Here is a 25,964-nt window from a genome sequence, read left to right on the forward strand (position 1 = left end):
AGGTCATCCTTCACAGGCGGCTGACGAAGGGCTGCGCATGACTGCGCTCAACCGATTTCCGTCGCTGATGGCCCGGGCCGGCACCGCATCGGCGCTCACACTCGCCGCAGTGGGCGGAACCATCGTGGTTCCGGGCATCGCATCCGAAGCCGAGGCCGCAACGGTCGCAGGCAAGGTGCTCAAGATCGCGGCTTCCAAGAAGGGCTCCCCGTACCGCTGGGGAGCCACCGGGCCGCGCAGGTTCGACTGCTCCGGGCTCACGCTCTACTCGTTCAAGCACGCGGGCAAGAAGCTGCCGCGTACCGCCGCCCAGCAGTACAACAAGACCCGCCATGTGTCCGCGAAGCAGCGGAAGCCCGGAGACCTGGTGTTCTTCCACTCCGGCCGGTACGTGTACCACGTCGGCATCTACGCCGGGCAGGGCAAAATCTGGCACGCGCCCAAGACCGGGGACGTGGTGCGCCTGCAGAAGATCTGGACGAAGAGCGTCTGGTACGGCAGGGTGCGCTGATCGCGCGGCCGGGCGGCGATCGTGCCGGCGGTCGCCGCCCGCCCGGCGGCCGGTCGGCGCTCACCCAGCGGCCGGATGGCTTCGGCCGCCGCCCGCCGGTGCGTGAGAGGCACGAAGGAGGTCACTCGTCACGGTATGGGTGAGGACCGTTCCGGACGGCCGGTGCGCCACGAGACCAGCTTCGAGCGCGCCGACCGCAACTTCAGCGAGCTGCTGCAGGAGCTGAGGGTCACGCAGACGGGCGTGCAGATCCTCTTCGCCTTCCTGCTGACGCTCGCGTTCACACCGCGCTTCCCATCGCTCGACACGCTGCAACGCGTCACCTACGTGACCACACTCTTGCTGGCCGTACTGGCTGCCGCCCTGTTCACGGCTCCGGCCGCGCTGCACCGGTCGCTGTTCCAGCAGCACGCAAAACCGCAGATCGTGCGGTGGTCCTCGGACCTGGCACGGGCCGGCATGGCGGTGCTGGCTCTCGCGCTGACCGGGTCGGTCCTGCTCGTCGTGGACGTGACGCTCGGCCGTGTCGGCGGCTTCCTGGCGGGCGCGGGCACGCTGCTGGTGTGCGTGGGGCTGTGGGGCGTACTGCCGCGGGTGGTCCGCCGCGAGGTGGTCCCCGCGCGCGCGGCGGCGACGGCAGACATGCCGGAAGACGACGAGGACGTCAGGCCGTCCGAGGACGTCAGGCAGGCAGCGGAGGTCAGCTCACCAGCGGAGCGACGAGGAGAGTGAGCCCCAGCGCGGTCAGTACGGTGCCGGTGACCGCCCCGACGGCGCGCGCGGCACGCGGCCGGCGCAGCCACCTCCCGAGCCGGTCCACCAGAAGCGCGACCGTCGGGAACCAGAGCAGTCCCAGGACGACGACGATCAGCGCGAGCAGCAGCGTCCGGGGCATTGCGGGGCTGCCCGCGGGCACGAACTGGGGCAGCAGGCTGAAGAAGGTGATCGGCGCCTTCGGGTTGAGCGCGTTGGTGAGGAATCCCTGGCGCAGACCGCCGCCCGCGGTGGACTTCTCACCGCCACCGTCGTCGGCGGGGCGCGGCTTGTCGCCGCCATCCTCGGCGGGACGCGGCCGCGCAATGGACTGCAGGGTACGGACGCCGAGGTACAGCACATACGCACCGCCCACGAGTTGGATCGCGCGGAAGAGCGCGGGCACGGCCGCCAGCACCGCGGCGACCCCGGCGACTGCGAGTGCGGTGTGGAACAGCAGTCCGCCCGCGATGCCCAGCGCACACGCGACTCCCGCCCGGCGTGACACCAGGGCGTTGCGCACCACGACCGTGAAGTCGGCCCCCGGCATGGCGACCATGCCCGCGGCGACGCCGGTGAAGGCGACCAGTTGTCCGTCCATGACGACCAGCCTGCCGCCTTCGAGCCTTCAGCAGGTATGTGGAATATCCTGAGCAAGCCTTAAGGAGCGCTTTAGCCTCGCAGGCCGTCGCCTCCCAGGGCCCGCTCACTCGGCCGCGTGCTCGCGCGGCCCACCGCCTCGGGAGGTGCAGCGTGTACGACCCCACACGGCTCGCGGCACTTGTGGCCGTCTCGGAGGCCGGTTCCATCACCCGGGCCGCCGAGCGGCTGGGATATACGGTTCCCGCACTGTCCCAGCAGCTCGCCAAGCTGGAGCGGGAGGCGGGGACGGCGCTGCTGGTGCGCCACCACCGCGGCGCGCGGCTCACCGGTGCGGGCGAGATGCTGGTGGCGCGTGCACGGCGGGTACTGGACGAGATGGACCGGGCTCGCCACGAACTGGCACAGCTGGTGGGCCTGTCCGGCGGCCGGCTGAGCCTCGGCACCTTCACCACGGCGGGCATCCATCTGCTGCCGCCGGTCCTCAGCGCGTTCCGCCGGGCCCATCCGGATGTCGAGCTGGCCGTCTCGCAGTACGAGCCGCCGGAGGGCGTCACGGCGGTCGCGGACGGGCGGGCCGACCTGGCGCTGACGCACAGCTACGAGCCGGCCGATCCGGTGCCGCTGCCCTCCACCGTGGCGGCGGAACCGGTGCTCGTCGAGGAGCTGGTGCTGGTGACCGCGCCCGGGCACGCGCTGGCCGGCGGTTCGGGGCGCCTGCCGCTGGCCGAGCTGGCCGGGCAGCCGCTGATCAGCATGGCGCCGGAGCATCCGCCGCGACGCGGTGTCGAGGCCGCGCTGGCGCAGGCGGGCGCCACACCCGCGGTGCGGGTGGAGAATCCGGGCTACGCCCTGGTGTGCGCGCTGGTCAGCGCGGGGCTCGGGGTCGCCGTGGTGCCCGAGATGGTGGCCCGTACGGCGGCGACGCCGGTGGGGATGCGGCTGCTGGAGCCGGGGAGTCTGCGCCGTACGATCTCGGTCGTGTACCGGACGGGAGAGTCGGCGCCCGCTGTGGACACGTTCCGGGCGTTGCTGCGTGGCGCGTTCGGCCGCTCGGCGGCCTAAGGCGGGTCGGCGGTCCGAGGCCGGTCGGCGGTCCGAGGCCCGTCAGCGGCCTGAGGTCCGTCAAAAGCCCGAGGCCCGTCAGCGGCCTGTACGTGCGCTTCGGCCCGCCCCTCATCCCCCGGGCTTCACTGCTGGACGGGAGCCGCCCACGGCAGTTCGATCGACACGGTCTTGCCGCCCTCCGCGGTGCGGCGGACCGAGAGCCGGCCGCCGCATTCGGCCGTGAGCCAGCGGATGATGACCAGCCCCCGGCCGTTGTCCTGCTGGACGGCGGCGGGCAGCCGCCTCGGGAGCCGCGGGTGGCTGTCGGTGACTCCGATGCGCAGCTGCTCGTCGCGCTCCAGCGCTACGTCGACAGTGAAGGTGGGTGACTGTCCGAAGGTGTGCTGCACGGCGTTGGTGGCGAGCTCGGACACGATGAGCCGGACCGACTCGACGACCTCCGCATCACCCGGCAGCCCCCATCCCGCCAGGACTTCGATGACGTACTTGCGCGCCGCGGGGACCGAGGCCGGATCGCTCGGCAGAGTGACGGATGCTTCCTGATGGTCTGCCATGGCGGCGTCGTCCCTTTCCCACCGGGACCGGACTCCGACGCGTCGCGGATGGTTCGGGCGGCCCCGGTCCGGTGCTGCGCGACAGACTGCCACTCCCGGCGGGTCACAGGTGACGATCCACCGGGATATGCATATATCTGTCGCCCGAAGCGGTGAACTCTGCTAGAGGCGACCGTATTTGGGCGCCGCATCCGCACTCCTCTACCGTCGGCGATGCACCGGCTGATACCGCCGGTAAGGGAGGAGACAGGTATGCAGTACGGTACCGCGGTCCGCCGCCGCAAACTGGGCGCCGAACTGCGCGCACTGCGTGCCCGTGCGGGGCTCACGAGCGGCGAGGCGGCCCGGCTCATCGGGTGGCACCAGTCGAAGGTGAGCCGAATAGAGACGGGCCGGAGCAGTGTGAAGGCCTCGGATATGCCGCTGCTGCTCGACGCATACGGGGTCCGGGATCCCGCGCTGCGGGACCTGCTCGTCGCACTGGCGGGCTCCGACGGCGAGGGTGGGCGCACGCACTGGTGGCAGGCCTACCGGGAGCTGCTGCCGCCCGAGTACCGGGACTTCATCCGGCTCGAGTCGCAGGCGGTCCGTATGCGCACCCTGGAGACCACCGTCGTTCCGGGTCTGCTGCAGACACCCGACTACGCACGGGCCGTGACGCGGGCGGCGCTGGATGGGCTGCCGGACGCGCAGATCGACGCGCTCGTGGAGGTGCGGCTGGCCCGGCAGGAGGTGCTGCGCAGGGATCCGCCGCTGCAGGTGAGCGCTGTCCTGGACGAGGCGGTGCTGCGGCGGGCCGTGGGCGGGCCCGGGGTGATGCAGCGGCAGCTGGACCGGTTAGTGGAGGCCTGGCAGCTGCCCCATGTACGGCTTCAGGTGCTGCCGTTCAGCGCGGGTGAGCACATAGGGGTCACTGGCCCGTTCGTTGTCTTCTCTTTTTCGAACATTTCCGATCTGGATGTTGTCGTTCTCGACCACTTGACGAGTAGCCTCTACCTCGAGGCAAAAGAAGACCTGAAGGCGTACACCGACGCCTTCAACTCGCTGCAGAGACTGGCACTTTCGCCCGAGGACTCACTGGAATTCATCGCTGGGACATGTGACGGCGCCTAGGAGGCACCATGTCTGCTCTGCCTCGGTACGTACCTTCCAGCACCTCCCTGCACGGCGGCCCATGGCTGCGCAGCAGCTTCAGCACAGGAATGAACAACTGCGTGGAGACCGCCGAGATCGGCACCGGTCCGCTGGCCGGGCTGCTCGCCGTGCGCGACTCCAAGCGCCAGGCCGGACCCGCCCTGCTCTTCTCGGCAACGGCCTGGAAGAGCTTCCTGGACACCTTTCAGCCCACGGACGTCTGACCTGGCGCGGTGCGGCTGATCACCCGTACCGCTTCGGCGATCTGCTCGTCGGTCAGGTCCGCACGGGCGGTCAGCCTCAGGCGCGAGATGCCGTCGGGCACGGACGGGGGCCGGAAGCAGCCCACGGCGAGACCGGCGGCGCGGCAGTCCGCGGCCCACTGCACGGCCAGTTCGGGTGACGGGGCGCGCACGGAGACGACGGCCGCGTCCGGGCGTACCGCCTGCAGGCCCTCGGCCGTGAGCCGGTCGTGCAGGGTGGTCGCGACCGCGTGGGCGCGCGCGCCGCGCTCCGGTTCGCGGCGCAGCAGACGCAGCGAGGCGAGCGCGGCTCCGGCGGCCGCGGGGGCCAGGCCGGTGTCGAAGATGAAGGTACGGGCGGCGTTGACGAGGTGGTCGATGACCTTGGCGGGGCCGAGGACGGCGCCGCCCTGGCTGCCGAGCGACTTGGAGAGGGTGGCGGTCACGACGACGTCGGCTGCGCCCGCGAGCCCGGCCGCATAAGGCGCGCCCCGGCCGCCGTCGCCCAGCACGCCCAGTCCGTGCGCGTCGTCGACGATCAGACCGGAACCGAACTCCCGGCAGACGTCGGTCAGTTGGGCGAGTGGCGCCGCGTCGCCGTCCACTGAGAACACCGAGTCGGACACGGCGACCGCGGGACCCTGGTGCGCGTCGAGCGCCTTGCGCACGGCCTCGGTGTCGCGGTGCGGCACGACCTGTGTCGTCCCGCGGGCGAGCCGGCAGCCGTCGATCAGTGAGGCGTGGTTTCCCGCGTCCGACACGATCAGCGAGCCGTGGGGGGCGAGCACGGTGACCGCGGCGAGGTTGGCGGCGTACCCGGACGACAGCACCAGAGCCGACTCGAATCCGCAGAAGTCGGCGAGTTCCCGCTCGAGTTCGGCATGGAGCTCGGTGGAGCCGGTGACCAGCCGGGAGCCGGTGGCGCCGCCGCCCCAGCGGCGGGCCGCGGCGGCGGCGGCCTCGGTGATCTCCGGGTGGCGGGCGAGGCCAAGGTAGTCGTTGCTCGCCAGGTCGAGGAGCGACGAGTCGGCCGGCCGCGGCCGCAGGGTGCGTACGAGCCCGGCCCGGCGGCGGACGTCCGCCTGCTCGTCCAGCCAGTCGAACGGCGTTCTCGCCATGGAGGTCCTCCGGCGCCATGTCGTTTTGTAGGCAGTGCACAGACCCTAGCGGTGCGGCCACGAGGTCAGGATGTGGCAATACCCACACCTCGAACGGTCTCTGTTGTACGAAACCTCCTTGGCCCAAGCGACGGCGTACGTCAGGATCAGCGCCATGGACCTGCTGAACACGCTGGTGGACAAGGGGCTTCGGCGCGAGCTGCCGACCCGCGACGAGGCGCTGGCCGTGCTGGCCACCTCCGACGACGAACTCCTCGACGTAGTGGCCGCGGCCGGCAGGGTGCGCCGGCACTGGTTCGGGCGGCGGGTGAAACTCAACTATCTGGTGAACCTCAAGTCGGGCCTGTGCCCGGAGGACTGCTCGTACTGCTCACAGCGGCTCGGCTCCAAGGCGGACATCCTCAAGTACACCTGGCTGAAGCCCGACGAGGCGTCGCAGGCGGCGGCCGCTGGTGTCGCGGGTGGCGCGAAGCGGGTCTGCCTGGTGGCGAGCGGCCGGGGGCCGACGGACCGGGACGTCGACCGCGTGTCGAAGACCATCGAGACGATCAAGGAGCAGAACGAGGGCGTCGAGGTGTGCGCCTGCCTCGGGCTGCTCTCCGAAGGTCAGGCGGAGCGGCTGCGCGTGGCGGGCGCCGACGCCTACAACCACAACCTGAACACGTCCGAGGGGACGTACGGCGAGATCACCACGACGCACACGTACGCCGACCGGGTGGACACCGTGCAGCAGGCGCAGGCCGCCGGGCTGTCGGCCTGTTCCGGGCTGATCGCGGGCATGGGCGAGTCGGACGAGGACCTGGTGGACGTGGTCTTCTCGCTGCGCGAACTCGACGCCGACTCGGTGCCGGTCAACTTCCTGATCCCCTTCGAGGGCACGCCGCTCGCGAAGGAGTGGAACCTCACGCCGCAGCGCTGCCTGCGCATCCTCGCCATGGTGCGGTTCGTCTGCCCCGACGTGGAGGTGCGCATCGCGGGCGGCCGCGAGGTCCATCTGCGCACGATGCAGCCGCTCGCACTGCACCTGGCCAACTCGATCTTCCTAGGGGACTACCTGACCAGCGAGGGCCAGGCGGGCAAGGCGGACCTGGACATGATCGCGGACGCCGGATTCGAGGTGGAGGGCACGGACACGGTGACGCTGCCGGAGCACCGGGCCGCCGCGGGCTGCGGATCCCACGAGGGCGGCGGGTGCGCGCCGTGCGGCGGGCAGGCTCCCGCGGAGGAGTCCGTTCCCGAGGCGTCGGTCCCCGAGGCGCGTACGGATCTGGTGGCGGTACGCCGCCGGGGCGCCGGAACGGATCTCGCACCCAATGCCTGAGCTGCCCGTACGCGACCTGCTGGAACTCGACCGGCAGCACGTCTGGCACCCGTACGGGCCTATGCCGGGCCGCACGGAACCGCTCGTCGTCGAGTCGGCGAGCGGGGTGCGGCTGACGATGGCGGACGGTTCGGGCGAGCTGGTCGACGGCATGTCGTCCTGGTGGTCCGCGATCCACGGCTACAACCACCCCGTGCTGAACGAGGCCGTACGCGATCAGCTCGGCCGGATGAGCCATGTGATGTTCGGCGGGCTGGCCCATGAGCCCGCCGTACGGCTGGCCAAGCGACTTGTCGACATGTCTCCGGACGGCCTGGAGCATGTCTTCCTCGCCGACTCCGGCTCCGTCTCGGTCGAGGTCGCCGTCAAGATGTGCCTGCAGTACTGGCGTTCGCTGGGCCGGCCCGCCAAGCAGCGGCTGCTGACGTGGCGCGGCGGCTACCACGGCGACACCTGGCAGCCGATGTCGGTGTGCGACCCCGAGGGCGGCATGCACGAGCTGTGGTCGGGCGTGCTGCCGCGCCAGGTCTTCGCGGACGCGCCTCCGGTCGCGTACGAGGAGGCGTACGCCGATCACCTCGGGGAGCTGATCGAGCGGCACGCCGACGAGCTCGCCGCGGTGATCGTGGAGCCGGTGGTGCAGGGCGCGGGCGGGATGCGGTTCCACTCCCCCGCGTATCTGCGCGTGCTGCGCGAGGCGTGCGACGCGCACGGTGTGCTGCTGGTGTTCGACGAGATCGCGACCGGCTTCGGGCGCACGGGCACGCTGTTCGCGGCGGACCAGGCCGGGGTCACCCCGGACGTGATGTGCGTGGGCAAGGCGCTGACCGGCGGATACATGACGATGGCGGCGACGCTGTGCACCTCCCGCGTGGCGGACGGGATCTCACGCGGTGAGGTGCCGGTGCTCGCCCATGGGCCGACGTTCATGGGCAACCCGCTCGCGGCCGCGGTGGCCTGCGCCTCGATCGACCTGCTGCTCGGGCAGGACTGGGCGACCGAGGTCAAGCGCATCGAGGCGGGCCTGCGCGAGGGCCTGTCGGCGGCCGCGGGACTGCCGGGCGTACGGGACGTACGCGTCCTCGGAGCGATCGGCGTCGTGCAGCTGGACCACGAGGTGGACATGGCGGCGGCAACCCGTGCCGCGGTGGCGGAGGGCGTGTGGCTGCGGCCGTTCCGGGACCTCGTCTACACGATGCCGCCGTACATCACGGGCGACGAGGACCTCGCACGGATCGGCCGGGCGGTGTCCGCGGCCGCTGCGGCGGGGTGAGCGGGGCGGTGGGAGCCGTGCGGCTGCGGAGGTTGAGCAGTCGGCACGAGCCGGCGGCCGCGGTGGTTGAGCGGCGGGCACGAATGGCTTGGCGGTGGAAGTCCGAGCAGCCGGCACCAGCGGGAGGCAGCTGCGGGCAGCCCGGCAGCGCAGTCCTGCCCCGCCTGCCGCAGCACACACGTTGGGGCGGGGCTGCTGCGGCAGGTTGAGCGGACGGCAGAGCGAGCCGCACGACCGGAGGGCTGTGACGGGCTGAGCGGGCGGCAAGGCACATCCGAGCGGGAGAAAGGTGCGTAGGAGCGACATGGCGGTTCTGGTGGTGACGGGGACGGGCACCGAGGTCGGCAAGACGGTGACCACGGCTGCGGTGGCGGCCGCCGCGAGGGCGGCCGGACGATCCGTCGCGGTGCTCAAGCCCGCGCAGACCGGGGTGGCGCCCGGTGAGCCGGGCGACGTGGACGAGGTGGTACGCCTGGCGGGCGACGTCACCCGGGTCGAACTTGCCCGCTTTCCCGAGCCGTTGGCGCCGGACACCGCGGCCAGGCGGTCGGGTCTGCCGTCGGTGCCGGCTCCCGAGATCGCGGAGGCGGCCGGGAAGCTGGCCGCCGACCACGACCTGGTGCTGGTCGAAGGGGCGGGCGGACTGCTCGTACGTCTCGACGACGCGGGCTCGACACTGGCAGATGTGGCGCGGTTGTTGGGCGCGCCGGTGCTGCTGGTCGCGTCCGCGGGGCTCGGCACGCTCAACACCACGACGCTGACGGCTGAGGCCCTGCGGGCGCGCGAACTGGTACTGGCCGGCGTGGTCGTCGGCTCCTGGCCGCACGAACCGGACCTGGCGGCGCGCTGCAATCTCGCCGATCTTCCCTCCGTGGCCGAAGCGCCGCTGCTGGGCGCGGTACCCGCCGGCGCCGCGGCCCGTCCGCCCGCCGACTTCCGCACGCAGGCCTCGACATGGCTGGCGCCACGCCTGGGCGGCACCTGGGACGCGACCGCCTTCGCGGCACGCGAAGCGGCGGTCACGGTGCGCCCCACAGGGCCGGCCACACCGCTGCGGTAACGGACCGGGGACGACCCGCTGGCCCCCTGGGCGGCCAACTCCCCGGAGCAGGCCGGGATCCGGGCCCGGATCGAGTGCGACCCGGTTGCTGTCGGGGAGCATTCAGCACGCCCAGGCGTCCGTGCCCGGGCAAGCGCGATCGAAGGGCTACGGAACGACCCCGCGCAGGCCCAGGAGTTGGTCGCGACAAGGACGCTGAGCCGCATGGCGAGCCCTACTGGGCGGCCGTGCCGGTCGCCCCTGCCGGGCCTGCCCCGGCGCACCCATCAAACTGCCGGGCAGCGCGTTCGCCGGGTAACGGAGGCCATGGTTCGGTGCGCCCCCACCGCAGGCAGCAAGCCACCTTGGGGCGCTGAACTGCCTTGCTGCGCCATGGATTCCGGATTCCCGAGCCGAGGGGAAGCCGAGAGGACAGGGCCGGAATTTCTCTTTTGCGTAAACCCGGAGCGGGCGCCCGCGCGTCGCGTCAACACCGCGCGACGACGACGTGCCAGTCTGGCGTACGCAATTTCCGTTCGCGGAAATTGCACGGAATCGACCGTTCGTGCCTAGACGGCATACGGGTGAATCCGGCTTCGAATCGACTAGGCGAAACGTTTCCTCACCCGCACTTCCTCGTTTGGCAGGTTGCAGGTCATGGTGCGAATCACTCGAGTCGTTCAAGGTCCGGCTCGCCCTATTGTCATATTGGCATGACCGCAGAAAGGGAATATCCGTGCAGTTCAAGAAGACCGGGACACTGGTCGCCGGAGCGCTCATGGCCGTGGGCGTCGCGTCTCCGGCACTCGCCGACGCCAATGCGAACGGCTCCGCATCCCAGTCCCCGGGCATCCTCTCCGGAAACGTCGTCCAGGTACCCATCAATGTGCCGATCAACGTGTGCGGCAACACCATCAACGTCATTGGTCTGCTGAACCCGGCGGCCGGCAACACGTGTGTGAACGGGTCAGGGTCGTACGGCGACGACGGGCCGCCCCCCTTCAACGACGACGAGCCGCCCTACTGGGACGGGGGCAAGGACCACGACGGCCCCCAGGGCCACGACGGCCACGACGGCCCTGACGGCCCCCCGTGCGACGAGGAGGACAACAGCTGAGTTGCGTCAGGGTGACCGGCGAAGGAACGCTCGCGGCTGCGGCCGCACCGGGCTTCCTCTCACTGCCTGACGCGCGCGTCCCTGCGGACGCGGATGCGTCCGGATCGGCATCGGGTTCGCCTGGCGTTCTGTCGGCAACGACACCCGGGTTCCGGTGAACCTGCCGGTCGACGTCTGCGGCAACACCATGGACGTGGTGGCCGCCGCCAACCCCGCTGTGAGCAGCAAGTGCGGAAGTGATGACGCTGACGCGACCAACTGCTGCAGTAACGATCCTGCAGAGGCGGGCCACTGCCGCAACAGCGAAGACGCTGATGGGGCAGAGCCACTGCGGCCGATCGGTTCGGGGCCCGGCAACGGGTCACCGGCGGCGCTGTCCACCGAAGCGGATTCCGGCGCGGGACAAGGATCCCGCACCAGTCCGGCTGGCCCCCTCAAGGGGCGGGGACAAGGACGGGAGCTCGGCGTATCCCCGCGGAGCGGCTCTTCGATCCCGGCCCCGCGGGTGCACAGCTTGGGCGCGCCGGCCGCGACCGGCGCGGCGGGCGATTCGATAGGCCTCGCCGCTGCCGGAGGCGGGCTGCCGGCCGACGGCGCGATGCTGGATCGGCGCGGCGGAGCCATGGCTCGCTACTGAAACGGTCGCTGCAGGCGGTGCACTGGCGTTCCGCCGCCGGCAGCACCGGGAGGACGTTCCCGTTCCGGAGCCCAGATCCGGAACGGGAACGGGTCCTTCACGGGCGCATGATTCGCCCGGGGCACCATGCCAACTGAACGTCCAATAGCGAGTTGGTGAAACAAAGGCCAGGCACCCATAGCGGACCGGGGTGCTCTTTCCCATTCGGGGCTCAAGTCCCCGGATGGCAAAAGGCGTTCACCGGACTGCTGTCCGTCGGCGCCCGCCTCTGAGTACTCCAGCACCTCGGTCCTCCTGGATCCCGAAGGTGCCAGGCGCCTTCGACACACTCACGACTCAGCGCAGCCCGGCACAGCGCTCTGTACGCCGTCGCGGGGCACAATCGGTAGTGAACCGTCCGCGCCGGGAGGTCCCCATGCCGCTGAGCTCCGCCAAGGCGTCGAAGGACGTCGTACACCATCCCCTCTTCGCCCGCTTCTACGCGAAGCTCAGCGTGGCGGCCGAGGCGTCGGTCGGGCCACGCCGCGATGAGCTGCTCGCCGGTCTGAGCGGGCGGGTCATCGAGATCGGCGCAGGCAACGGCCTCAACTTCGCGCGCTATCCGCGCACGGTGTCCGAGGTCGTGGCCATCGAACCGGAGCGTGTGCTGCGGCAGTTGGCGATGACCGCGGCCCGGCGCGCCGAGCTACCGGTCGACGTGGTGCCGGGCGCGGCGGAGGCGCTGCCTGTCAAGAGCGAGGCGTACGACGCGGCCGTCGTCTCACTGGTGCTGTGCAGCGTACGGGACGTGCCGCGGGCGCTGGCCGAGATCCGCAGAGTGCTGCGCCCCGGCGGCGAGCTGCGGTTCTTCGAGCACGGGCGGGGTGGCGGCCGGGCGATGGCGGTAACGCAGCGCGCGCTCGACCGCACTGTGTGGCCGATGCTGTTCGGCGGCTGCCACGTCGGGCGCGACACGATCGGGGCGCTGCGGGACGCGGGGTTCGAACTCGGGCCGTACCGGCGCGTGCTGGTGCCTGACAAGGGCCCGCGGCTGCCCAGTTCGTACTGTGTGCTGGGCACCGCCATCCGCCCGGCCTCGACGGGATAGGCGACGGCGCTCCACGAGAAGGGCGCGCTCCCAGACGGCGCGTCACTCGGACAAGGTTCGCCTGGCCGCAGCGACACCACCCGTTCGACCGACCGGGCGAATGTCCTCCCGCCATCTGCGGGAACTTCACCTCCAGATGGAGTACGAACTGTGAGCGGTCGCACACCATGCGTCACCATGGCCGCCTGAACACCGGAAGTACGGGGAGGTAGCTGATCATGAGGGTCCCGGCGCAGACGGCCGTGCGACGCACGCCAGAGCCGCATGATGTGAATCTCGCCCACCCGTCTTTCTGGCAACTACCGCAGGCCGCACGCCTGGACGCCTTCGCGTCGCTCAGGCGCCTCGAGCGGCCGGCGTACTTCGTGGAGCGTCCCGCCTCGTGGCGCCGACCGGAGCAGGGCTTCTACGCGCTGGTGAAACACGCCGACGTGGTGCAGGCCAGCCGACTGCCCCAGGTGTTCGCCAGTGCTCCGGGCGTCACCACCCCGGAGCCGGCCAGGTGGGTCAGATCCCTGTTCGGCGAATCCATGGTCAACCTGGACGGCCCGCACCACGCGCAGCTGCGGCGCGTGGTCTCCCGCGCCTTCACCCCGCGGCTGCTCGCTGCCGCGGAGGAGGACATCTGCCGGGTCGCGGGCCGCATCGTGGACGACATGATCGCGCAGCGGCCCGGCGAGTTCGTGGCGTCGGTGGCTTCGCGTATGCCGTTCGAGGTCATCTGCAATCTCATGGGCATCCCGGAGCACTACCGGCCCGAGATCGCAGGGCGGATCAATCACGCGTCCGAGAACGTGGGCGTCAAGCGCGCCCTCGGCGACAGGCTGCGGATGCCGGGACGGGGCCTGCGGGCGCTGGCCCGGATGCACGTGATGATGGCGACGCTGGGCCGCGAACGCCGCCGTCAGCCCACGGGGGACCTCATCTCCGCCCTGGTGTGCGCAGACGTCGACGGCCAGAAGTTGAATGCACGTCAGCTCGGCTCGTTCTTCTCGCTGTTGATGGTGGCCGGAGTGGAGACCACACGTAACGCCATCGCCCATGCGCTGACGCTGCTGACCTCGAACCCTGAACAACGAGCCCTGCTGACGTCAGACTTCGACCGGTACGCGGATGGGGCGGTCGACGAGGTCGTACGCCACTCGACGCCGATCATTCAGTTCCGCAGGACGGTGAAGGCCGAGTGCTCGCTGGGCGGGCGCACCTTCCGCCCCGGGGACAGAGTGGTCCTCTACTACGCATCCGCCAACCGCGACGAGGCGGTCTTCACCGACCCTGACGCCTTCGACATCACCCGCACCCCCAACCCGCATCTGGGATACGGCGGCGGTGGCCCGCACTTCTGCCTGGGCGCACATCTGGCGCGCCTGGAGATCAAGGGCCTGTACCGCGAGCTGCTGAGCCGACCGCGGGCGCTGCGCGCCGTGGGCATCCCCGATCTGGTCGGCTCGAACTTCGACAACCGGGTGCGCGCCCTGCCCTTCACCTTCGACCCGCCGGTCTCCTGACAGCGCGAAGGGCCCGGAGCGAAAGCTCCGGGCCCCAGGCGAGCAGCGTCATCTGCAGGCGAGTCGGGTGCCCTTGACGGGGACGAACTCGCCCATGCTCGGGGTGGTGTGAATTCCGGCGGGCAGCGCAGCCTTGGCCGTGGCCAGTGACTTGTTCGCACGTACGGCCTTGAACACGATCCTGGACTTCGCCTCGTCCCAGGTGATGGTGGAGCCGACGCCCTTGATATCGGCGTATCCCTTGATGGGCACGATGGCGAATTCCAGCGAGCCGAGGTCGATGTTCCGCAGGTCCCTGGCCAGCGACAGCATGTCCTTCGCTGTGAAGGCCCTCTCCGTACGGGCTGAGGGCAGCAGCACCGAGCCCAGCTTCGCCAGGCGGACCGGATTCTGCAACGTTCCATCGCTCGAGATCTCCTTGATGAAGGAGACGAGGAACTTCTGCTGCCGCTGAATACGGCCGAAGTCGGCAAGATTGTCGACCTTGCGGGAGCGTGCGTATTGCAGCGCCTCGCCGCCGTTGAGGTGGTGCGTGCCCACAGGGAGGTTGAGAGCGGTCGCCGGGTCCTTGAGCCTGCGGTCGGTGCAGATATCGAGTCCACCCAGTTCATCGACGGTCTTCATGAAGCGGGAGAAGTCGACGGCCAGGAACCGGTCGACCTTTACGCCCGTCATGTTCTCGACCGTACGCATGGAAAGGCCCGCGCCGCCCTCCGCGTATGCCGAGTTGAGTTTCGCAAGGTGGCTCTTGTGCTTCTTCCCCGTGCGGTCGGTGTGGGCAGGAATCCGCGCGAGGGAGTCGCGGGGGAGGCTGATGACACTGACCCTCTTCCGGTCTTGCGCGATATGGACCAGCATCATCGTGTCCGTACACCCGCAGCCGATATTGCCGAGGTGGTACCGCTTCTTCTCCGCCTGCGTGACGGTGTCCCGGTTGTCCGTGCCCACAAGCAGCACATTCATCGCGCGGGCCTTGGGGGCAGGCTGCTTTGGCGACGACATCACGTCGTCTGTCTGGAATGCGCCCAGCGCGAGCACCGAAGTGAGCACGGTGACGGCAACGGTCCAGCCTGGGATTCCCCACCTCCGCCTGACAGGCAGGCTCGATTGCGGGGTGCTGGAGAATTCATTCATAAGACCTGAACCTCACAGAGACTGCTTGCGACGGGAGAAACGTTATTTCATGCCGTCTGTTGGAACCGGCACCGACTCGGCAATCTTTTCTTTGCAGTTCGGGGCCCCTCTGGGCATCAGATCCGTCAAGTCGCCTATAGCCGACTGGAATTACTGTTGAGAGTGCAGTGCCGGCTCCAGCGGAGTGCCTGGGACGACGTCAGGCGGCGCTGGACTCCGCGTACCAGCCGTCCAGCCGTGAAGGTGGCCCCGTACACGAAACGCATGGAAGGGCCGAACGACGGCGCGGCGAGAAGTCCCGCGAAGAACAGGCCGGGATACGAGGACTCGAATCCCGCATTCAGCTCCGGGGATTTGGTGCGGCCGACGGTGCCGAGCGAGCGCCGCAGGCGGTCGTCGAGCATCTCCAGCCTGCCGAGGTCGGGGGTGAAGCCGGTGGCCGCGATGACATGGTCCGTCTCGACGGTGCGGACGCCCGCACGACCGGGAGCAGTGAGCGTCAGCCGGATACGATCCCCCGCCTCGGTGGCCCCGAGCAGTTCCTGCCCCAGCTCTACGGGCACTTGCTGCTCGAATCGGTCGCGCAGCCACCAGGCGCCCGCGGGCCCGAGCGCCGTGGCGGCGATATGGGCACGGGCGGCACCCGGAAGATGCCGTACGAATCCGGGGATCTCGGACCAGACCCAGCTGGTCCAGCCCGTCCCCAGCCCGCTGTGCGGCTCGCGGAGCGAGCGCAGCAGCCCCCGGCGAAGCGGCTGCGGCGGCGTGTTCCAGTTGAGCCGGCCCGCACGGGCGACGAGCCGCGCCTGGGCGCCGTGCTCGGCGAGCAGGGCCGCGGTCTCCAGCGCCGCCTGGCCGGCTCCGACGACGGTGACCTCCTTGTTGCTGAAGCGGCTCAGGTCCCGGTGGCTGCTGCTGTGGGAGTAGCGGTCGGCGGGAAGGCCCTTCAGCTGCGCGGGGATGTTGAGGAACGGCATGACCCCCACCGCCAGGGCCACGGTACGCGCAGAGAACGGCTCGCCCTCAGCCGTCTCGATACGGAATCCGGAGCGGGTGGGGCGCACCCGCGTGACGGTGTGCTCCTCGACCGGTGGCGCCGCCCGCTCGGCGAACCACATGCCGTACTCGGTGAAGGTGCTGATGGCCAGCGGCTTGCCATGGCTGGGCCGCAACTCGCGGGAGGCGCAGTAGGCATCGAGGGTGTGGCTGCCCGAGGGGTCGGACAGATTGGACGACCAGGGTTCCGACTTGAGGAACATGCCCCGCGGCATGTGATCGCGCCACGACGCCATCGGCCTGCCGAGCACCCGGGTCCTCAGTCCGGCCGCGGCCGCGTGCGAAGCGATGGACAGCCCGTAAGGGCCGGCCCCAATGACTGCCAGGTCGTACATGATTCGTTCCTCGTGCTTTCTCATCGTGGCATGGACGCGCTGTCGGGGTGAGAGGCGGAGCCGTCGTCGCCCGTGGCGCGCGGGACGGGCACGGCCCTGCCGCGCCGGGGCGGAGTCCGTACGCCCGGTCCTCGCAGACGGTTCCTGCCTTTGCGCAGTCCCCTGCCGAACCACACCGCCGCCATGGACAGGAAGGGGGCGATGTCATCGGCCGCGAACCAGGCGCTCTCGGTGCCGCCGCGCCTGTTCACGGGGCCGGCGCCACCAGGCCGGCATCCGGCGGACCGGCTGCTGTCCGACCCTGCCGTCCTGAACGGCCAAGCGCGGCCTGCGGAGGCCACCAGCGAGAGCAGGGTGTAGTTCTCGGCGGCGAAGACCCGTCCCGGCCTGCTGCGGGGCCTGGGCACGGGACGACCCGTCAGGTCCAGGTACTGCGCCCGTACGACATCGAGGCCGTCTTGGTCGGTGAAGAGACGGAACTGGGCGCCGAGACGCGGATTGAAGTCCAGCAGGTGGAAGGTGCCGGTGGATTCGTCCCAACGGAAGTCGAGATCGAGGATTCCGCGGTACCCGACATGGGCGGCGAGCCGCAGGGCGGCCTGCTCCACCTCCGGGTTGGGCTGCCATCTGCCCAGCGCCGTCAGTCCGGTACGGAGCGGCCAGGAGAGCACCTTCTGGCCCGTTCCGCCCATCAGACAGCGGTGCTGGTCTGCGAAGTAGCCATGGAAGAACCAGTCGCTGTCCGGCCTGTACGGCAGATAGCGCTGGAGCAGCAGGCGGCTGCCCGCCGCATCACCCTGTTCGTGCAGCCGCACCGCGTCGGCCGCCGTGTGCACGAGGGTCGTGCTGCGCAGTCCTGAACCGGCGGTGAGCAGCCAGGGGCGGCTCCACTTCGCCACCATGGGCAGCCCCAGCTCGCAGGGCGCCGCTGCGGCCTCGGCAGCGCTGGCGGGGATGACCATGGCCGGATGCGGGATCCCCAGGCGCTCGCACAGCCCGGCGAGTTCCTCCTTGTCGGCAAGGCGCGCCGGCAGGTCCGGCGGCTGCTCCGGCAGGAGATAGCGCCCGGTGAGACGAGGAGCGAGTGCCGCGATATGGATGGCGGTGATGTCGTCCATCGCGATCAGCACTGCTGGTTTCCCGATCTCGTCGGAGATCCGAAGCAGCGTCCGGTGAAAGAGGTCCGGCGTGATGGCGCCTTCCGGCCTGGGGTGCGACCGGTGCAGATATCGGGACCTGGTGACCGGGCTGTCGGCCGATTCGACAACGGCATGGACTTCCACTCCTGCGCGGCCCAGTGACCTGACCGCTCCGAGGGTGCCGTGGTGCAGGGGATTCGGGTCGAGTCGAACGAGCAGGGCGGGTACCCCGGCGCCGAACGGTGGCATTCAAGTCACGTCTTTCACCTGGATGGAATGGGACGGGGTATAAAAGTCACGAATGGGCTCCGCAGAGCGCCCAAGCCGCCTATTAATAGGATTGTTTGGGAAAAGGCCTATGAATCCGCTGATTCGCTTGCCATCAGGAGGAGGGGCCGATGTTTCACCAACGCCGTCGGCTGATGGTCACCTGCATCGGGACCGTAGCCGCCGGTCTTCTCATCATCAGATTGGGATTCGGAGATCCGGCGCCCCACAGCCCGCCGCCCGCAAAATCCGCACCCGTTCAGAAGCCGGCCCCGCCCCGGGCTTCGGAGCCTGCCGTGGGCGCGTACCTGGACTACGGCCCGGCCGGCGTGGAGCGCATGGGCGAGCTGTCCCGCTGGCTGGGGGGAGCGAATCTGCGGGTCGGCCATACCTACCTGCCGGGTGACGTCTGGTCCAACATCGAGGGTCGGCCGGGCTATCTGCGGGCCTGGGCGAGCTGGCGGCGGGCCGAGGCCGACCGGATGTTCGTGCTCAATGTGCCCATGCTCGAGCGCAATGAGGACAACCTCTCCGACGACGAGGTCCGTTCGCTCCTCAGGCAGGGCGCGCGGGGAGACTTCGACGACCACTACCGCAAGCTCGCCGTGCGGCTGGTGCGTCTTGGAGTTCCCGACACGATCGTCGTCCTGGGCTGGGAGATGAACGGGACCACCTATACGCATCGCTGCGGCCCGGACCCGGAGTCCTGGAAGGCGTACTGGAATCGCATCGTCAACGCCATGCGCTCCGTCCCGGGGCAGAAATTCAGATTCGACTTCGCACCCAGCCGCGGAACGGACGCGGTTCCCTGGACCCGGTGTTATCCGGGTGACGACACGGTCGACATCATCGGGATGGACTCGTACGACCAGCCCCCGGCCAGAACCTTCGACGAGCAGGTGAACGGACCCTACGGGCTGCAGGCGCAAGTCGACTTCGCGGCAGCGCACAAGAAGCCGATCTCCTATCCCGAATGGGGTCTTTTCCGCAACGGCGACAATGCCGTGTACATGCGCCGGATGCTCGAATGGTTCGACGCGCACAAGCCGCTCTACCAGTCGATCACGGACTACTGCCCGCACGGTGTGTGGCAGTGTGACGAGAACCCCGACGCCTCGAGGGTCTACCGCGCCAAGATGTCGGAGCCGGCCAAGCCCAAGCGGGTGCCGGCCAAGGAGCTCACAGCGTCGGGCGTCAATACGACCGGGGGGTGCATCCCGATCGGTCCGGATGACTGGGCCGCGTTGGCGGCGAAGCCCCGCAAAATGTGTGGGCGCGTCGGTCGGCGGGATGACTGAGGAGGCGGCGCCCGGCGCTTGGTTGCGGGTCACCGCCCGCCACCTGCCCGCCAGTTGTTGAGCTTGACGCGCCACTCCCGCACCGCAGGGACGAGCGAGCGCAGTACCTCGGTCGCCCGGTCGCGGCCGGCCAGCTGCGCCGCGTACAGGCTCAGCATCGGCGCCAGCGCGGACGGGGCCAGAAGCAGCCGCTGGTTGGTGACGGTGGCCGGACGCCAGTGGCTCTTGTACGGTTCCGTGCCGCGGAGCAGGCTGATGACCGTCCGGCCCGTCTCCACTGCGTGCTGTGCGTCGCGTCGCAGCAGCATGGTCGCGACGTCGACCTTCCTGGTACGGAGTTCCGGGTCGGCGCCGTACAGATAGCCGCCGGTGAGCTGCGCGGACTGGAGCGTCACATTGGCCGCCACCACCGCGCCGTCCAGCCGGTACTCCGTCAGCGCCGCGTCCCCGTCCCTGACCATGCGCCGGGTGGCCCGCGTCAGATGCTCGGCGAAGCGGGGCTTGAGGTGCTCGGGGGTGATACCCCGCCCGCGCCACTGCAGCTCGTGAAGGCGCAGCAATTCGCGGATGGTGCGGGGGACTTCGTGCTCGGCAACGGCGTGTTCCTCGATGCGCAACGCATCGACCTTGCGCAACTTGGCCCGTACGCGCTGGGCCCGCGAGGATGCGAGCCGCTTCATCAGCTCGTCGATGGGCTCGGCGGGCAGCTCCAGACAGACCGAGTCGCTGAGCCTGCGCCGCGCCCCCGGCCAGACGTCGAACAACCGCTCCGCCGCAGCTCCGGGACGTACCTCACGCAGATCGATCACCGCATGGCGCCCGGCGCGGCGCAGTCCGGCGGCCAGCGCGTCCAGGGCGCCGGGCGCGTGTGAGTCGTCGACGAGGATGTCGGAGAAATCGGAGATACCGCCGCCCAGCGTCACCAGCAGGGGCAGCGGACGGTGTACGAGCATGAGGGGAGCGGCCCCGACCAGTGTCCCGCCGCGCCGTACGAGGACGACGCGCAGCCGGCCCGGTGTGCCGTACGAGAGCCACCAGGAGTGCAACCAGGAGTGGCTCTGGAACGGGGTGGCTGCTGCGCCGCGGCGGTGCAGCCTGCCCCACTCCTCCTCCAGCTCGGCGAACTCCCGGTCGTCGCGGCACAGCGTCACGGCATAGCCCGGTCCTGCTCCGGTCGCCGTGGCCATCAGATGTGTTCCTTCGCCTTGGCGGCGGGCTCGCCCGACCGGGCAGGAGCGGGGACCGGGGTGCTCGCGGTCCACTGCTCGCGCCGGGGCCGCACGAGAAGTACGAGAGCGCCGATGACGCCGCCCGCACAGCCGCCGACGGCGATGTCGACCGGTAGCGACGGGGAGACGGGCTTGGCGGGCGCGATAGCCGGCGAGAAGTCCACCAGCCGGACGCCAGTGTCCTTCGCTGCCCCGTTGCCGCTGCGCATGAGGGCATCGGCGACCGCGTTGGCGATGTTGGCGGACTCGTCCGGATCGGTGGAGGTCCCGGTGATTTCGATCACCGGTGAATCCGGCGAGGTCTCGGCCTGGACCTGGCTGGCCGGCAACTTGTCCGGTACGCCGTCCGCGGTCTGGGCATAGGCGAGGGTCGACGTGCTGGTGGAGATACGGCCATAGGCCTGGGCGAAGCCGAGGGCGGTGGCGGGGTCGGCACCCTTGGCGGGCACCACGACGAGATAGGTGGTGGCGGCGTACTCCGGCGCTACTCGCGCGCTGTAGGAGGCCCCTCCCACCACACCGATGAGGATGAGCAGGGCCAGCGGCCACCAGGCGGGCAGGAGGGTGAACTTCCTCCGGCGTGGGCTGGTCCGCCGGGGAAGGGTGGTCTTTTCCTGGGACAACTCGGCCATGGGGGCGCTCACTTCTTCGTTGCGTCAGTGGACGGGGCGGAGGCGACGGCGCGCGTGTACACGTCCAGGAGGCTTCTGGCGCTGCGCACGATGTCGTAGTGGCGAACGACGGGGGGCGGCTGAAGGCGGCGCGCTTCCACGGACATCTGGAGCCGCAGCGCCGCCTCCAGCGCGTCGGCACGCCCGGCGACCCGGATGGCCCCGGGCGCCAGGGCCCCGGGCAGATCTTCGATGGCAGGGCAGGCGACGTGCAGGGCCGGCAGCCCGGCCGCGAGCGCCTCGACGACGGCGAGCCCGAACGACTCCTCCTCAGAGGCGGAGACGAAGACGTCAAGGGCGCTGAGCACGGCGGGGATTCCGGGGACGCCCCGATCGGGGCCGTCCCCGAGCGCATCGCATTCGCCGAGGAACCGGATACGGTCGGCAGCGCCGAGCCGCCGGGCGAGGGTACTCAGCGCGGTCCGCTCCGGTCCGTCCCCCGCCAGCACCAGACGGGAATCGGGGATGGCGGCGACGGCCCGTACCAGCAGCTCGAAGCGCTTGCCGGGCACGAGCCTGCCGACGCCTCCCACGACGAAGGCGCCCGCCGGGATGGAGAGCTGTGCGCGGGTGGTGATCCTGGTTCCCTGGTCGAAGCGGAGGCTCTCCGCGTCGATTCCGTTCGGCACGAGGTGGATGCGCTGGGCGGGCACCCCCCAATTGCGCAGCCGGTGAGCGACGGTCGCCGAGACGGCCACCGTCGCCGAGCCGAGCTTCTCCGTCCTCAGATACAGGGCGCGGTTCCCCCGGGTGAGGGGCCGCCCTTCGATCTGCCGCTCGCCCAGGGAGTGTTCGGTGGCGATCGTGGCGCGGACGCCGGCCATACGGGCTGCGATCCGCCCGTACACACAGGCGCGGTAGAGGTGGGTGTGGACCAGGTCGTACTTTCCCCGTCTGATGAGCCGGGCCAGCCTGGGCAGCGCGGCGAGGTCGCGGTTGCCGTTCATCGCCAGGTGCGTGACGGACACACCGTCGGCACGCAGCCCTTCGGCGACGGGTCCCGGGTTGGTGAGGGTGACCACGTCGCAGTGGATGGGCAGATGGCGCAGCAGCAGGCGCAGTTGCTGTTCGGCGCCGCCGACGCCGAGACCGGTGATGATGTGCAGGGCCTTCATCGGAGGTCACCACGCGTCAGCTGCCGGAAGCGGTGCTGCAGCCGCTTGGTGTGCAGCCGCAGGCCGCGGTCCGCGTGGCTGATGTGGGTGCGCGGCAGGGCGTGGTCGCTGCCGAGCGGGCCCGGGGTGATGGCGCAGCCATAGGCGTAACCGGCGTTGCGTACGGCCTCCACGGCCCGCTGGTCGATGGTGCCGTACGGGTAGCAGAAGCCCTGCGGGGCGACGCCGGTGATCTGGCGGAGCCGTTCGCGGCTCCCGCGCGTCTCCTTGCGCAGTTCGTCCGTGGTGGCCGCGGTGAGGTCCTTGTGGTACCGGCCGTGCGAGCCGATCTCCATGCCCGCGGCGGCCACGGCCCGGATTCCCGCCTCGGTCAGCAGCGGCCTGCGCGGGCCCAGCGGGTCCCAGGCGTTGTCGCCGCCGAGCCTGCCGGGCAGGACGAACACGGTCGCGGTGCAGCCATGTCGTTGCAGCAGCGGCAGCGCATGGTCGATGAAGTCGGTGTAGCCGTCGTCGAAGGTCAGCCCCACCAGACCCCGGGCACGGCCGGCCGCGTGGGCGCGCATCAGGGTGCCGACGCCGACGCCGGTCAGTCCTCTGCGCCGCAGCCAGCGCAGTTGATACTCGAGGCGCTCGGGGGCGACGGTGATGCCGTACGGGTCGTCGGTCGGGTCGGCCACCGAGTGGTACAGCAGGATCCAGGGCTGTGTGCGCGGGGCGCGGGGGCCCGGCGCGAGCGGGGCGGCGTCGCACGACGCCGTGTCAACGGGCATGGCGGAACCTTTGTTTGGTGAGGTCGAGCAGTTCGGCGACGTTCGGGCCGCGCAGGACGAGCACACTGACGGCGAAGACGCCGGGCACCAGCAGGCACCCGAGGCCCAGGCTCAGCAGCGGGCCCGGCACGAGCGGCGCGAGCAGCCAGCCCGCGGCGGCGGCCGCGACGGCCGCGACGGTCAGCCGGCCGAGGGCCGCGGTGACGCCGCGTACATGGATGGGGACCACGCGCGAGCCGAGACCGCTCAGGAGGAGCAGCGCCGTCACGGTGATGCCGAGGGCGTTGGCTGCGGCGATGCCGTACACACCCCACGGGTGGACCGCGAAGGCGCCGGCGACGGTGGTGATCAGCAGTCCGGCGGCCATCGCGGCGGCCGGGTACCAGATGGGACGCGACGCCGAGAAGAAGGGCCTGACCAGCGCGCCGACGAGGCAGTGGCCCAGCAGTCCGAGTGCGTAGACACGCATGACGGAGGCGGTGGCGGCGGTGTCCTGGGCACTGAACGCACCACGCTGGAAGAGGACTTCGATCACCTGGGGGGCATAGCCGACCACGAGGGCGGTGCCCAGGAGCACCACGACGGCGGCCAGTACCAGATCGCGCTCGACCCGGTGGCGGGCACCGGCCTCGTCCCCGTCGGCCACCGCCCGGGCGACCACGGGGAAGGTCACCGTACAGATCATCAAGGACAGCACCATGGGCATCTGCGCGACCTTCTGCGCGTAGTTCAGATGCGAGATGGCTCCGGCCGGGAGCGAGGACGCGAGGAAGCGTTCGATCAGGACCTGGGACTGGCGGCAGACGGCGAAGAGGATGACGGGCGCGAGGACGCCGGAGCCGAGGAGCGCGGGACGTGCGGTACGGACCGGGGCACGGCCGCCATGGCGGCGGGACCTTCTCCGACGCCGCTTCACGGCCACATGCCGTACGAAGGCGGGCAGTTGAACCAGTACCATCAGCGCGCTGCCTGCGGCGACTCCGGCCGCCGCGGCCCGTACACCCCACAGGGAGTGCAGCAGCACCATGGTCACGATGATGCCGACGTTGTACGCGACGTAGATCGCGGCCGGCGGCAGAAAACTTCGGTGGGCCCGCAGCGCCGCACTGATGTAGCCGCTGATTCCGAAGGTGAGCACGGTGATGGCCGTCAACCGGGTGCAATTCACGGCGAGTTGGGGACGGGTGAGCCCAGGCGCCAGGATCTCCACGACCACCTGCGCACCCAGGATCAGCGCCCCGGCGGCACACGACAGCAGCATGAACAGCCGTGGCAGCGTGGCGGACACCAGGCTGCGTACGGGGTCCGGGGAGTCCCCCGCCGCACGCCTGGCGAGCGCGTGGCTGAAGGCCGGGACCAGCACCAGCGCCATCGCGTCCTCGATGAGCAGCGTCGACGCCATCTCCGGCACGGTCCAGGCGATCAGGAACGCGTCGCTGTCGGTGCCCGCGCCGAAGAGGCGCGCAATGGTCTGGTCGCGGACCAGACCCAGCAGCGATCCCGCCACCGTCAGAGCGGCGGTGACCGCCGCGGCCCTGGCCAGCGCCCGTCCCAGTCGTGGCGGCCCCGGCGGGCGCTTCGACGGGTAGAGCACGACGGCCGGCGGCGGCACAGTCAGACGGATGTCGGCGCCCGGGCCCATGCCCGTTGTCGCTTCGTTCATACGCTGCTCGACGTGCTCGACGTCTCGGGCTCAACCAGCGCCCACCACGCAATGAGGCCGAGCACGATGCCGGTGAGGGCGGTCGAAGGACCGCCGATGTCCGCGTACAGGAAGTCGACGGTCTGCCAGATCATCAGCCCCATGGCCATCAGTCCGCAGTCCACGGCGGCCTTACGGGATCTACGCGCTCCGGCCAGCCGGCGCACCCCTCCCACCAGCAGTGCGGCCCAGCTGCCGATCAGCGCGGTGGCGCCGACGAGGCCCTGCTCGCTGAGGACCAGCAGATACATGTTGTGCGGCGAGAGCAGGGGCTGGCGCTGGAAGGCCCGGCCCGCTCCCGCGGTGTCGCTGGCCGCGGAGAGCCCGAGCGAGGAGTGGCCGTCGCGGTGGGCGGGAAACCCTTTGAGGCCCACTCCGGTCGCGGGCTCCTCGCGCCACATGCTCACTGCGGCGGCCCACATGGCGTACCGGTCGGTGACCGACTGGTCGGGAGCGTCGGTGACCTGCGTGATGCTGCTGAGCCGCGTCGAGATGGCCTGGGAGCCGACACCGAAGCCGCCGACGAGTACGACCGTGACGGCGACCACCGCCGCCAGCGCGCGCGCCGCCTGCCGCAGGCCGGCGAGCAGCATGACCGCGACGCCCCCGAGCAGTGTCGCGATCCACGCTCCCCGGCTGAAGGAGAGCGCGAGAGGGACGGTGAGGGCCACGGCGGTGGCCACCGCTGCGGGGCGCAGCCAGCGCGGCGCGTCATGCGCGGGGCGGAGCGCGAGACCGGTGGCGATCACCAGTCCATAGGCGACCACCGTCGCCATACCCATGACGTCGGTGGGCCCGAAGGTGCCCACCGCCCGGATGTCCGAGCCCATGTAGGAGGCGCCGGTGCCGGTCACGTACTGGTGGACGCCCAAGACCCCCTGGATCAGGGCGAGTACGACGAAGGATCCGGCCACCACCCGGAAGTCCCTGGCGTCCCTGAGCAGAAGTGCGACGGCGGTCGGTACCAACACGAAGACCTGGAGGTAGCGGACGAAGCCGGGGAGGGCGGCGACCGGATCGGCGGCGGTGATGGTGGCGACGGCGAAGCCGGCCGCCGGGATGCCCAGGACGAAGGCGGCGGCGGGCGTCAGCGGGCGGGCCCGGTGACGCAGGAGACGTAACGCGCAGAACAGCACCAGGAACGCCGACGCCACATCGGCGACGGAGACATGGGTGGAGGTGCTCGATCCGTCCCCGTACTCGACGGGTACGGCCAACAGGAGCACGGGGGCGATCGCAGGTGCGAGCGGCCACCAGCGGGAGAGGGAGGACATCCGCTGCGCGGG

General features: G+C 70.5%; 24 protein-coding genes and 1 pseudogene. 13 read left to right on the forward strand and 12 right to left on the reverse strand.

All coding sequences use genetic code 11. The features are described 5' to 3' along the window. Window positions 1–37 precede the first annotated feature (37 nt). Both ABT009_RS08765 and ABT009_RS08770 read left to right on the forward strand, forming a co-directional pair. A complete protein-coding gene (locus ABT009_RS08765; protein WP_351291049.1) occupies window positions 38–511 on the forward strand; it encodes a C40 family peptidase in 474 nt (157 codons plus the stop codon). A 135-nt stretch (window positions 512–646) separates the two neighbouring features. After that, the gene (locus ABT009_RS08770; protein WP_351291051.1) at window positions 647–1,243 is read left to right on the forward strand and encodes a DUF6328 family protein; all 597 of its coding nucleotides are present in this window, start codon (window positions 647–649) and stop codon (window positions 1,241–1,243) included. Here the strand turns inward: ABT009_RS08770 and ABT009_RS08775 are convergent. After that, window positions 1,212–1,865 (reverse strand): LysE family translocator, encoded by a 654-nt coding sequence (locus ABT009_RS08775; RefSeq protein WP_351291054.1) that lies wholly within the window; start codon window positions 1,863–1,865, stop codon window positions 1,212–1,214. The genes ABT009_RS08770 and ABT009_RS08775 overlap by 32 nt on opposite strands. A gap of 152 nt (window positions 1,866–2,017) precedes the next feature. Between ABT009_RS08775 and ABT009_RS08780 the strand changes: the two genes are divergently transcribed. Then, the gene (locus ABT009_RS08780; protein WP_351291056.1) at window positions 2,018–2,929 is read left to right on the forward strand and encodes a LysR family transcriptional regulator; all 912 of its coding nucleotides are present in this window, start codon (window positions 2,018–2,020) and stop codon (window positions 2,927–2,929) included. A 125-nt stretch (window positions 2,930–3,054) separates the two neighbouring features. On the opposite strand, the gene ABT009_RS08785 is transcribed toward ABT009_RS08780, so the two are convergent. Then, entirely contained in the window at window positions 3,055–3,486 is a 432-nt protein-coding gene (locus tag ABT009_RS08785) for an ATP-binding protein (protein WP_351291058.1), read from the reverse strand. Window positions 3,487–3,738: 252 nt separating this feature from the next. Here ABT009_RS08785 and ABT009_RS08790 point away from each other — a divergent pair, with 252 nt between their 5' ends. Both ABT009_RS08790 and ABT009_RS08795 read left to right on the forward strand, forming a co-directional pair. Continuing rightward, entirely contained in the window at window positions 3,739–4,599 is an 861-nt protein-coding gene (locus tag ABT009_RS08790) for a helix-turn-helix domain-containing protein (protein WP_351291060.1), read from the forward strand. A gap of 8 nt (window positions 4,600–4,607) precedes the next feature. Further along, on the forward strand, window positions 4,608–4,844 hold the full coding sequence (locus tag ABT009_RS08795) for a DUF397 domain-containing protein (RefSeq protein ID WP_351291062.1): 237 nt from the start codon (window positions 4,608–4,610) through the stop codon (window positions 4,842–4,844). On the opposite strand, the gene ABT009_RS08800 is transcribed toward ABT009_RS08795, so the two are convergent. Beyond that, on the reverse strand, window positions 4,826–5,980 hold the full coding sequence (locus ABT009_RS08800) for an 8-amino-7-oxononanoate synthase (protein WP_351291064.1): 1,155 nt from the start codon (window positions 5,978–5,980) through the stop codon (window positions 4,826–4,828). The two genes, ABT009_RS08795 and ABT009_RS08800, sit on opposite strands and share 19 nt — an antisense overlap. A gap of 154 nt (window positions 5,981–6,134) precedes the next feature. On the opposite strand from ABT009_RS08800, the gene bioB reads away from it, so the two are divergent. From bioB to ABT009_RS08835, 7 genes and pseudogenes are all read left to right on the forward strand, one after another. Further along, window positions 6,135–7,301 carry a biotin synthase BioB gene (gene bioB, locus ABT009_RS08805; protein ID WP_351291333.1) on the forward strand — a complete coding sequence of 389 codons (1,167 nt, stop codon included), beginning with the start codon at window positions 6,135–6,137 and terminating at the stop codon, window positions 7,299–7,301. Then, window positions 7,294–8,574 carry an adenosylmethionine--8-amino-7-oxononanoate transaminase gene (locus ABT009_RS08810; protein ID WP_351291066.1) on the forward strand — a complete coding sequence of 427 codons (1,281 nt, stop codon included), beginning with the start codon at window positions 7,294–7,296 and terminating at the stop codon, window positions 8,572–8,574. Before bioB ends, ABT009_RS08810 begins: the two co-directional genes overlap by 8 nt. Before the next feature lie 289 nt (window positions 8,575–8,863). Continuing rightward, on the forward strand, window positions 8,864–9,634 hold the full coding sequence (gene bioD, locus ABT009_RS08815; RefSeq protein ID WP_351291068.1) for a dethiobiotin synthase: 771 nt from the start codon (window positions 8,864–8,866) through the stop codon (window positions 9,632–9,634). A gap of 757 nt (window positions 9,635–10,391) precedes the next feature. Beyond that, window positions 10,392–10,577: pseudogene (locus ABT009_RS08820) on the forward strand (chaplin); the annotation flags it as partial. A 262-nt stretch (window positions 10,578–10,839) separates the two neighbouring features. Then, complete coding sequence (locus ABT009_RS08825; protein ID WP_351291335.1) at window positions 10,840–11,367, forward strand: chaplin family protein; 528 nt, start codon at window positions 10,840–10,842, stop codon at window positions 11,365–11,367. 415 nt (window positions 11,368–11,782) lie between these two features. Further along, window positions 11,783–12,454, forward strand: coding sequence for a class I SAM-dependent methyltransferase (locus tag ABT009_RS08830; RefSeq protein ID WP_351291070.1), 672 nt, complete (start codon window positions 11,783–11,785; stop codon window positions 12,452–12,454). Window positions 12,455–12,672: 218 nt separating this feature from the next. Beyond that, window positions 12,673–13,962 (forward strand): cytochrome P450, encoded by a 1,290-nt coding sequence (locus ABT009_RS08835; RefSeq protein ID WP_351291072.1) that lies wholly within the window; start codon window positions 12,673–12,675, stop codon window positions 13,960–13,962. A 48-nt stretch (window positions 13,963–14,010) separates the two neighbouring features. Here ABT009_RS08835 and ABT009_RS08840 read toward each other — a convergent pair whose 3' ends face one another. The 3 genes from ABT009_RS08840 to ABT009_RS08850 all read right to left on the reverse strand — a co-directional run bounded on the left by ABT009_RS08840 (window position 14,011) and on the right by ABT009_RS08850 (window position 17,875). Next, a complete protein-coding gene (locus ABT009_RS08840; protein ID WP_351291074.1) occupies window positions 14,011–15,012 on the reverse strand; it encodes an LCP family protein in 1,002 nt (333 codons plus the stop codon). A 218-nt stretch (window positions 15,013–15,230) separates the two neighbouring features. After that, on the reverse strand, window positions 15,231–16,487 hold the full coding sequence (locus ABT009_RS08845) for an NAD(P)-binding domain-containing protein (protein WP_351291075.1): 1,257 nt from the start codon (window positions 16,485–16,487) through the stop codon (window positions 15,231–15,233). Between the two features lie 20 nt (window positions 16,488–16,507). After that, complete coding sequence (locus ABT009_RS08850) at window positions 16,508–17,875, reverse strand: carboxylate--amine ligase (protein WP_351291076.1); 1,368 nt, start codon at window positions 17,873–17,875, stop codon at window positions 16,508–16,510. A 149-nt stretch (window positions 17,876–18,024) separates the two neighbouring features. On the opposite strand from ABT009_RS08850, the gene ABT009_RS08855 reads away from it, so the two are divergent. Beyond that, window positions 18,025–19,191: a glycoside hydrolase family 26 protein gene (locus ABT009_RS08855; RefSeq protein WP_502989836.1), complete on the forward strand. Its 1,167-nt coding sequence runs from the start codon at window positions 18,025–18,027 to the stop codon at window positions 19,189–19,191. A gap of 29 nt (window positions 19,192–19,220) precedes the next feature. Here ABT009_RS08855 and ABT009_RS08860 read toward each other — a convergent pair whose 3' ends face one another. Genes ABT009_RS08860 through ABT009_RS08885 form a run of 6 tightly spaced genes read right to left on the reverse strand, consistent with a single transcriptional unit; the run spans window position 19,221 to window position 25,952 of the window. Then, entirely contained in the window at window positions 19,221–20,378 is a 1,158-nt protein-coding gene (locus tag ABT009_RS08860) for a GNAT family N-acetyltransferase (RefSeq protein WP_351291077.1), read from the reverse strand. Then, the gene (locus tag ABT009_RS08865; RefSeq protein ID WP_351291079.1) at window positions 20,378–21,052 is read right to left on the reverse strand and encodes a YveK family protein; all 675 of its coding nucleotides are present in this window, start codon (window positions 21,050–21,052) and stop codon (window positions 20,378–20,380) included. Before ABT009_RS08865 ends, ABT009_RS08860 begins: the two co-directional genes overlap by 1 nt. 8 nt (window positions 21,053–21,060) lie before the next feature. Next, a complete protein-coding gene (locus ABT009_RS08870) occupies window positions 21,061–22,206 on the reverse strand; it encodes a glycosyltransferase (RefSeq protein WP_351291081.1) in 1,146 nt (381 codons plus the stop codon). Continuing rightward, complete coding sequence (locus ABT009_RS08875; RefSeq protein WP_351291083.1) at window positions 22,203–22,976, reverse strand: polysaccharide deacetylase family protein; 774 nt, start codon at window positions 22,974–22,976, stop codon at window positions 22,203–22,205. The genes ABT009_RS08870 and ABT009_RS08875 overlap by 4 nt, the downstream gene beginning before the upstream one ends. Continuing rightward, window positions 22,966–24,639, reverse strand: a complete 1,674-nt coding sequence (gene murJ / locus ABT009_RS08880; protein ID WP_351291085.1) for a murein biosynthesis integral membrane protein MurJ — start codon at window positions 24,637–24,639, stop codon at window positions 22,966–22,968. The genes ABT009_RS08875 and murJ overlap by 11 nt, the downstream gene beginning before the upstream one ends. Then, window positions 24,636–25,952 (reverse strand): O-antigen ligase family protein, encoded by a 1,317-nt coding sequence (locus ABT009_RS08885; protein ID WP_351291337.1) that lies wholly within the window; start codon window positions 25,950–25,952, stop codon window positions 24,636–24,638. The genes murJ and ABT009_RS08885 overlap by 4 nt, the downstream gene beginning before the upstream one ends. Window positions 25,953–25,964 lie beyond the last annotated feature (12 nt).

The organism is Streptomyces sp. NPDC002896, assembly GCF_040295225.1.
GTDB lineage: Bacteria > Actinomycetota > Actinomycetes > Streptomycetales > Streptomycetaceae > Streptomyces.

Bases quoted from the DNA above. Each gene is read 5' to 3' on its own strand.
- ABT009_RS08765 (WP_351291049.1), top strand. From the start codon at position 38: ATGACTGCGCTCAACCGATTTCCGTCGCTGATGGCCCGGGCCGGCACC.
- ABT009_RS08770 (WP_351291051.1), top strand. From the start codon at position 647: ATGGGTGAGGACCGTTCCGGACGGCCGGTGCGCCACGAGACCAGCTTC.
- ABT009_RS08775 (WP_351291054.1), bottom strand. From the start codon at position 1,865: ATGGACGGACAACTGGTCGCCTTCACCGGCGTCGCCGCGGGCATGGTC.
- ABT009_RS08785 (WP_351291058.1), bottom strand. From the start codon at position 3,486: ATGGCAGACCATCAGGAAGCATCCGTCACTCTGCCGAGCGATCCGGCC.
- ABT009_RS08790 (WP_351291060.1), top strand. From the start codon at position 3,739: ATGCAGTACGGTACCGCGGTCCGCCGCCGCAAACTGGGCGCCGAACTG.
- ABT009_RS08795 (WP_351291062.1), top strand. From the start codon at position 4,608: ATGTCTGCTCTGCCTCGGTACGTACCTTCCAGCACCTCCCTGCACGGC.
- ABT009_RS08800 (WP_351291064.1), bottom strand. From the start codon at position 5,980: ATGGCGAGAACGCCGTTCGACTGGCTGGACGAGCAGGCGGACGTCCGC.
- bioB (WP_351291333.1), top strand. From the start codon at position 6,135: ATGGACCTGCTGAACACGCTGGTGGACAAGGGGCTTCGGCGCGAGCTG.
- ABT009_RS08810 (WP_351291066.1), top strand. From the start codon at position 7,294: ATGCCTGAGCTGCCCGTACGCGACCTGCTGGAACTCGACCGGCAGCAC.
- ABT009_RS08830 (WP_351291070.1), top strand. From the start codon at position 11,783: ATGCCGCTGAGCTCCGCCAAGGCGTCGAAGGACGTCGTACACCATCCC.
- ABT009_RS08835 (WP_351291072.1), top strand. From the start codon at position 12,673: ATGAGGGTCCCGGCGCAGACGGCCGTGCGACGCACGCCAGAGCCGCAT.
- ABT009_RS08845 (WP_351291075.1), bottom strand. From the start codon at position 16,487: ATGTACGACCTGGCAGTCATTGGGGCCGGCCCTTACGGGCTGTCCATC.
- ABT009_RS08850 (WP_351291076.1), bottom strand. From the start codon at position 17,875: ATGCCACCGTTCGGCGCCGGGGTACCCGCCCTGCTCGTTCGACTCGAC.
- ABT009_RS08855 (WP_502989836.1), top strand. From the start codon at position 18,025: ATGTTTCACCAACGCCGTCGGCTGATGGTCACCTGCATCGGGACCGTA.
- ABT009_RS08860 (WP_351291077.1), bottom strand. From the start codon at position 20,378: ATGGCCACGGCGACCGGAGCAGGACCGGGCTATGCCGTGACGCTGTGC.
- ABT009_RS08865 (WP_351291079.1), bottom strand. From the start codon at position 21,052: ATGGCCGAGTTGTCCCAGGAAAAGACCACCCTTCCCCGGCGGACCAGC.
- ABT009_RS08870 (WP_351291081.1), bottom strand. From the start codon at position 22,206: ATGAAGGCCCTGCACATCATCACCGGTCTCGGCGTCGGCGGCGCCGAA.
- ABT009_RS08875 (WP_351291083.1), bottom strand. From the start codon at position 22,976: ATGCCCGTTGACACGGCGTCGTGCGACGCCGCCCCGCTCGCGCCGGGC.
- murJ (WP_351291085.1), bottom strand. From the start codon at position 24,639: ATGAACGAAGCGACAACGGGCATGGGCCCGGGCGCCGACATCCGTCTG.
- ABT009_RS08885 (WP_351291337.1), bottom strand. From the start codon at position 25,952: ATGTCCTCCCTCTCCCGCTGGTGGCCGCTCGCACCTGCGATCGCCCCC.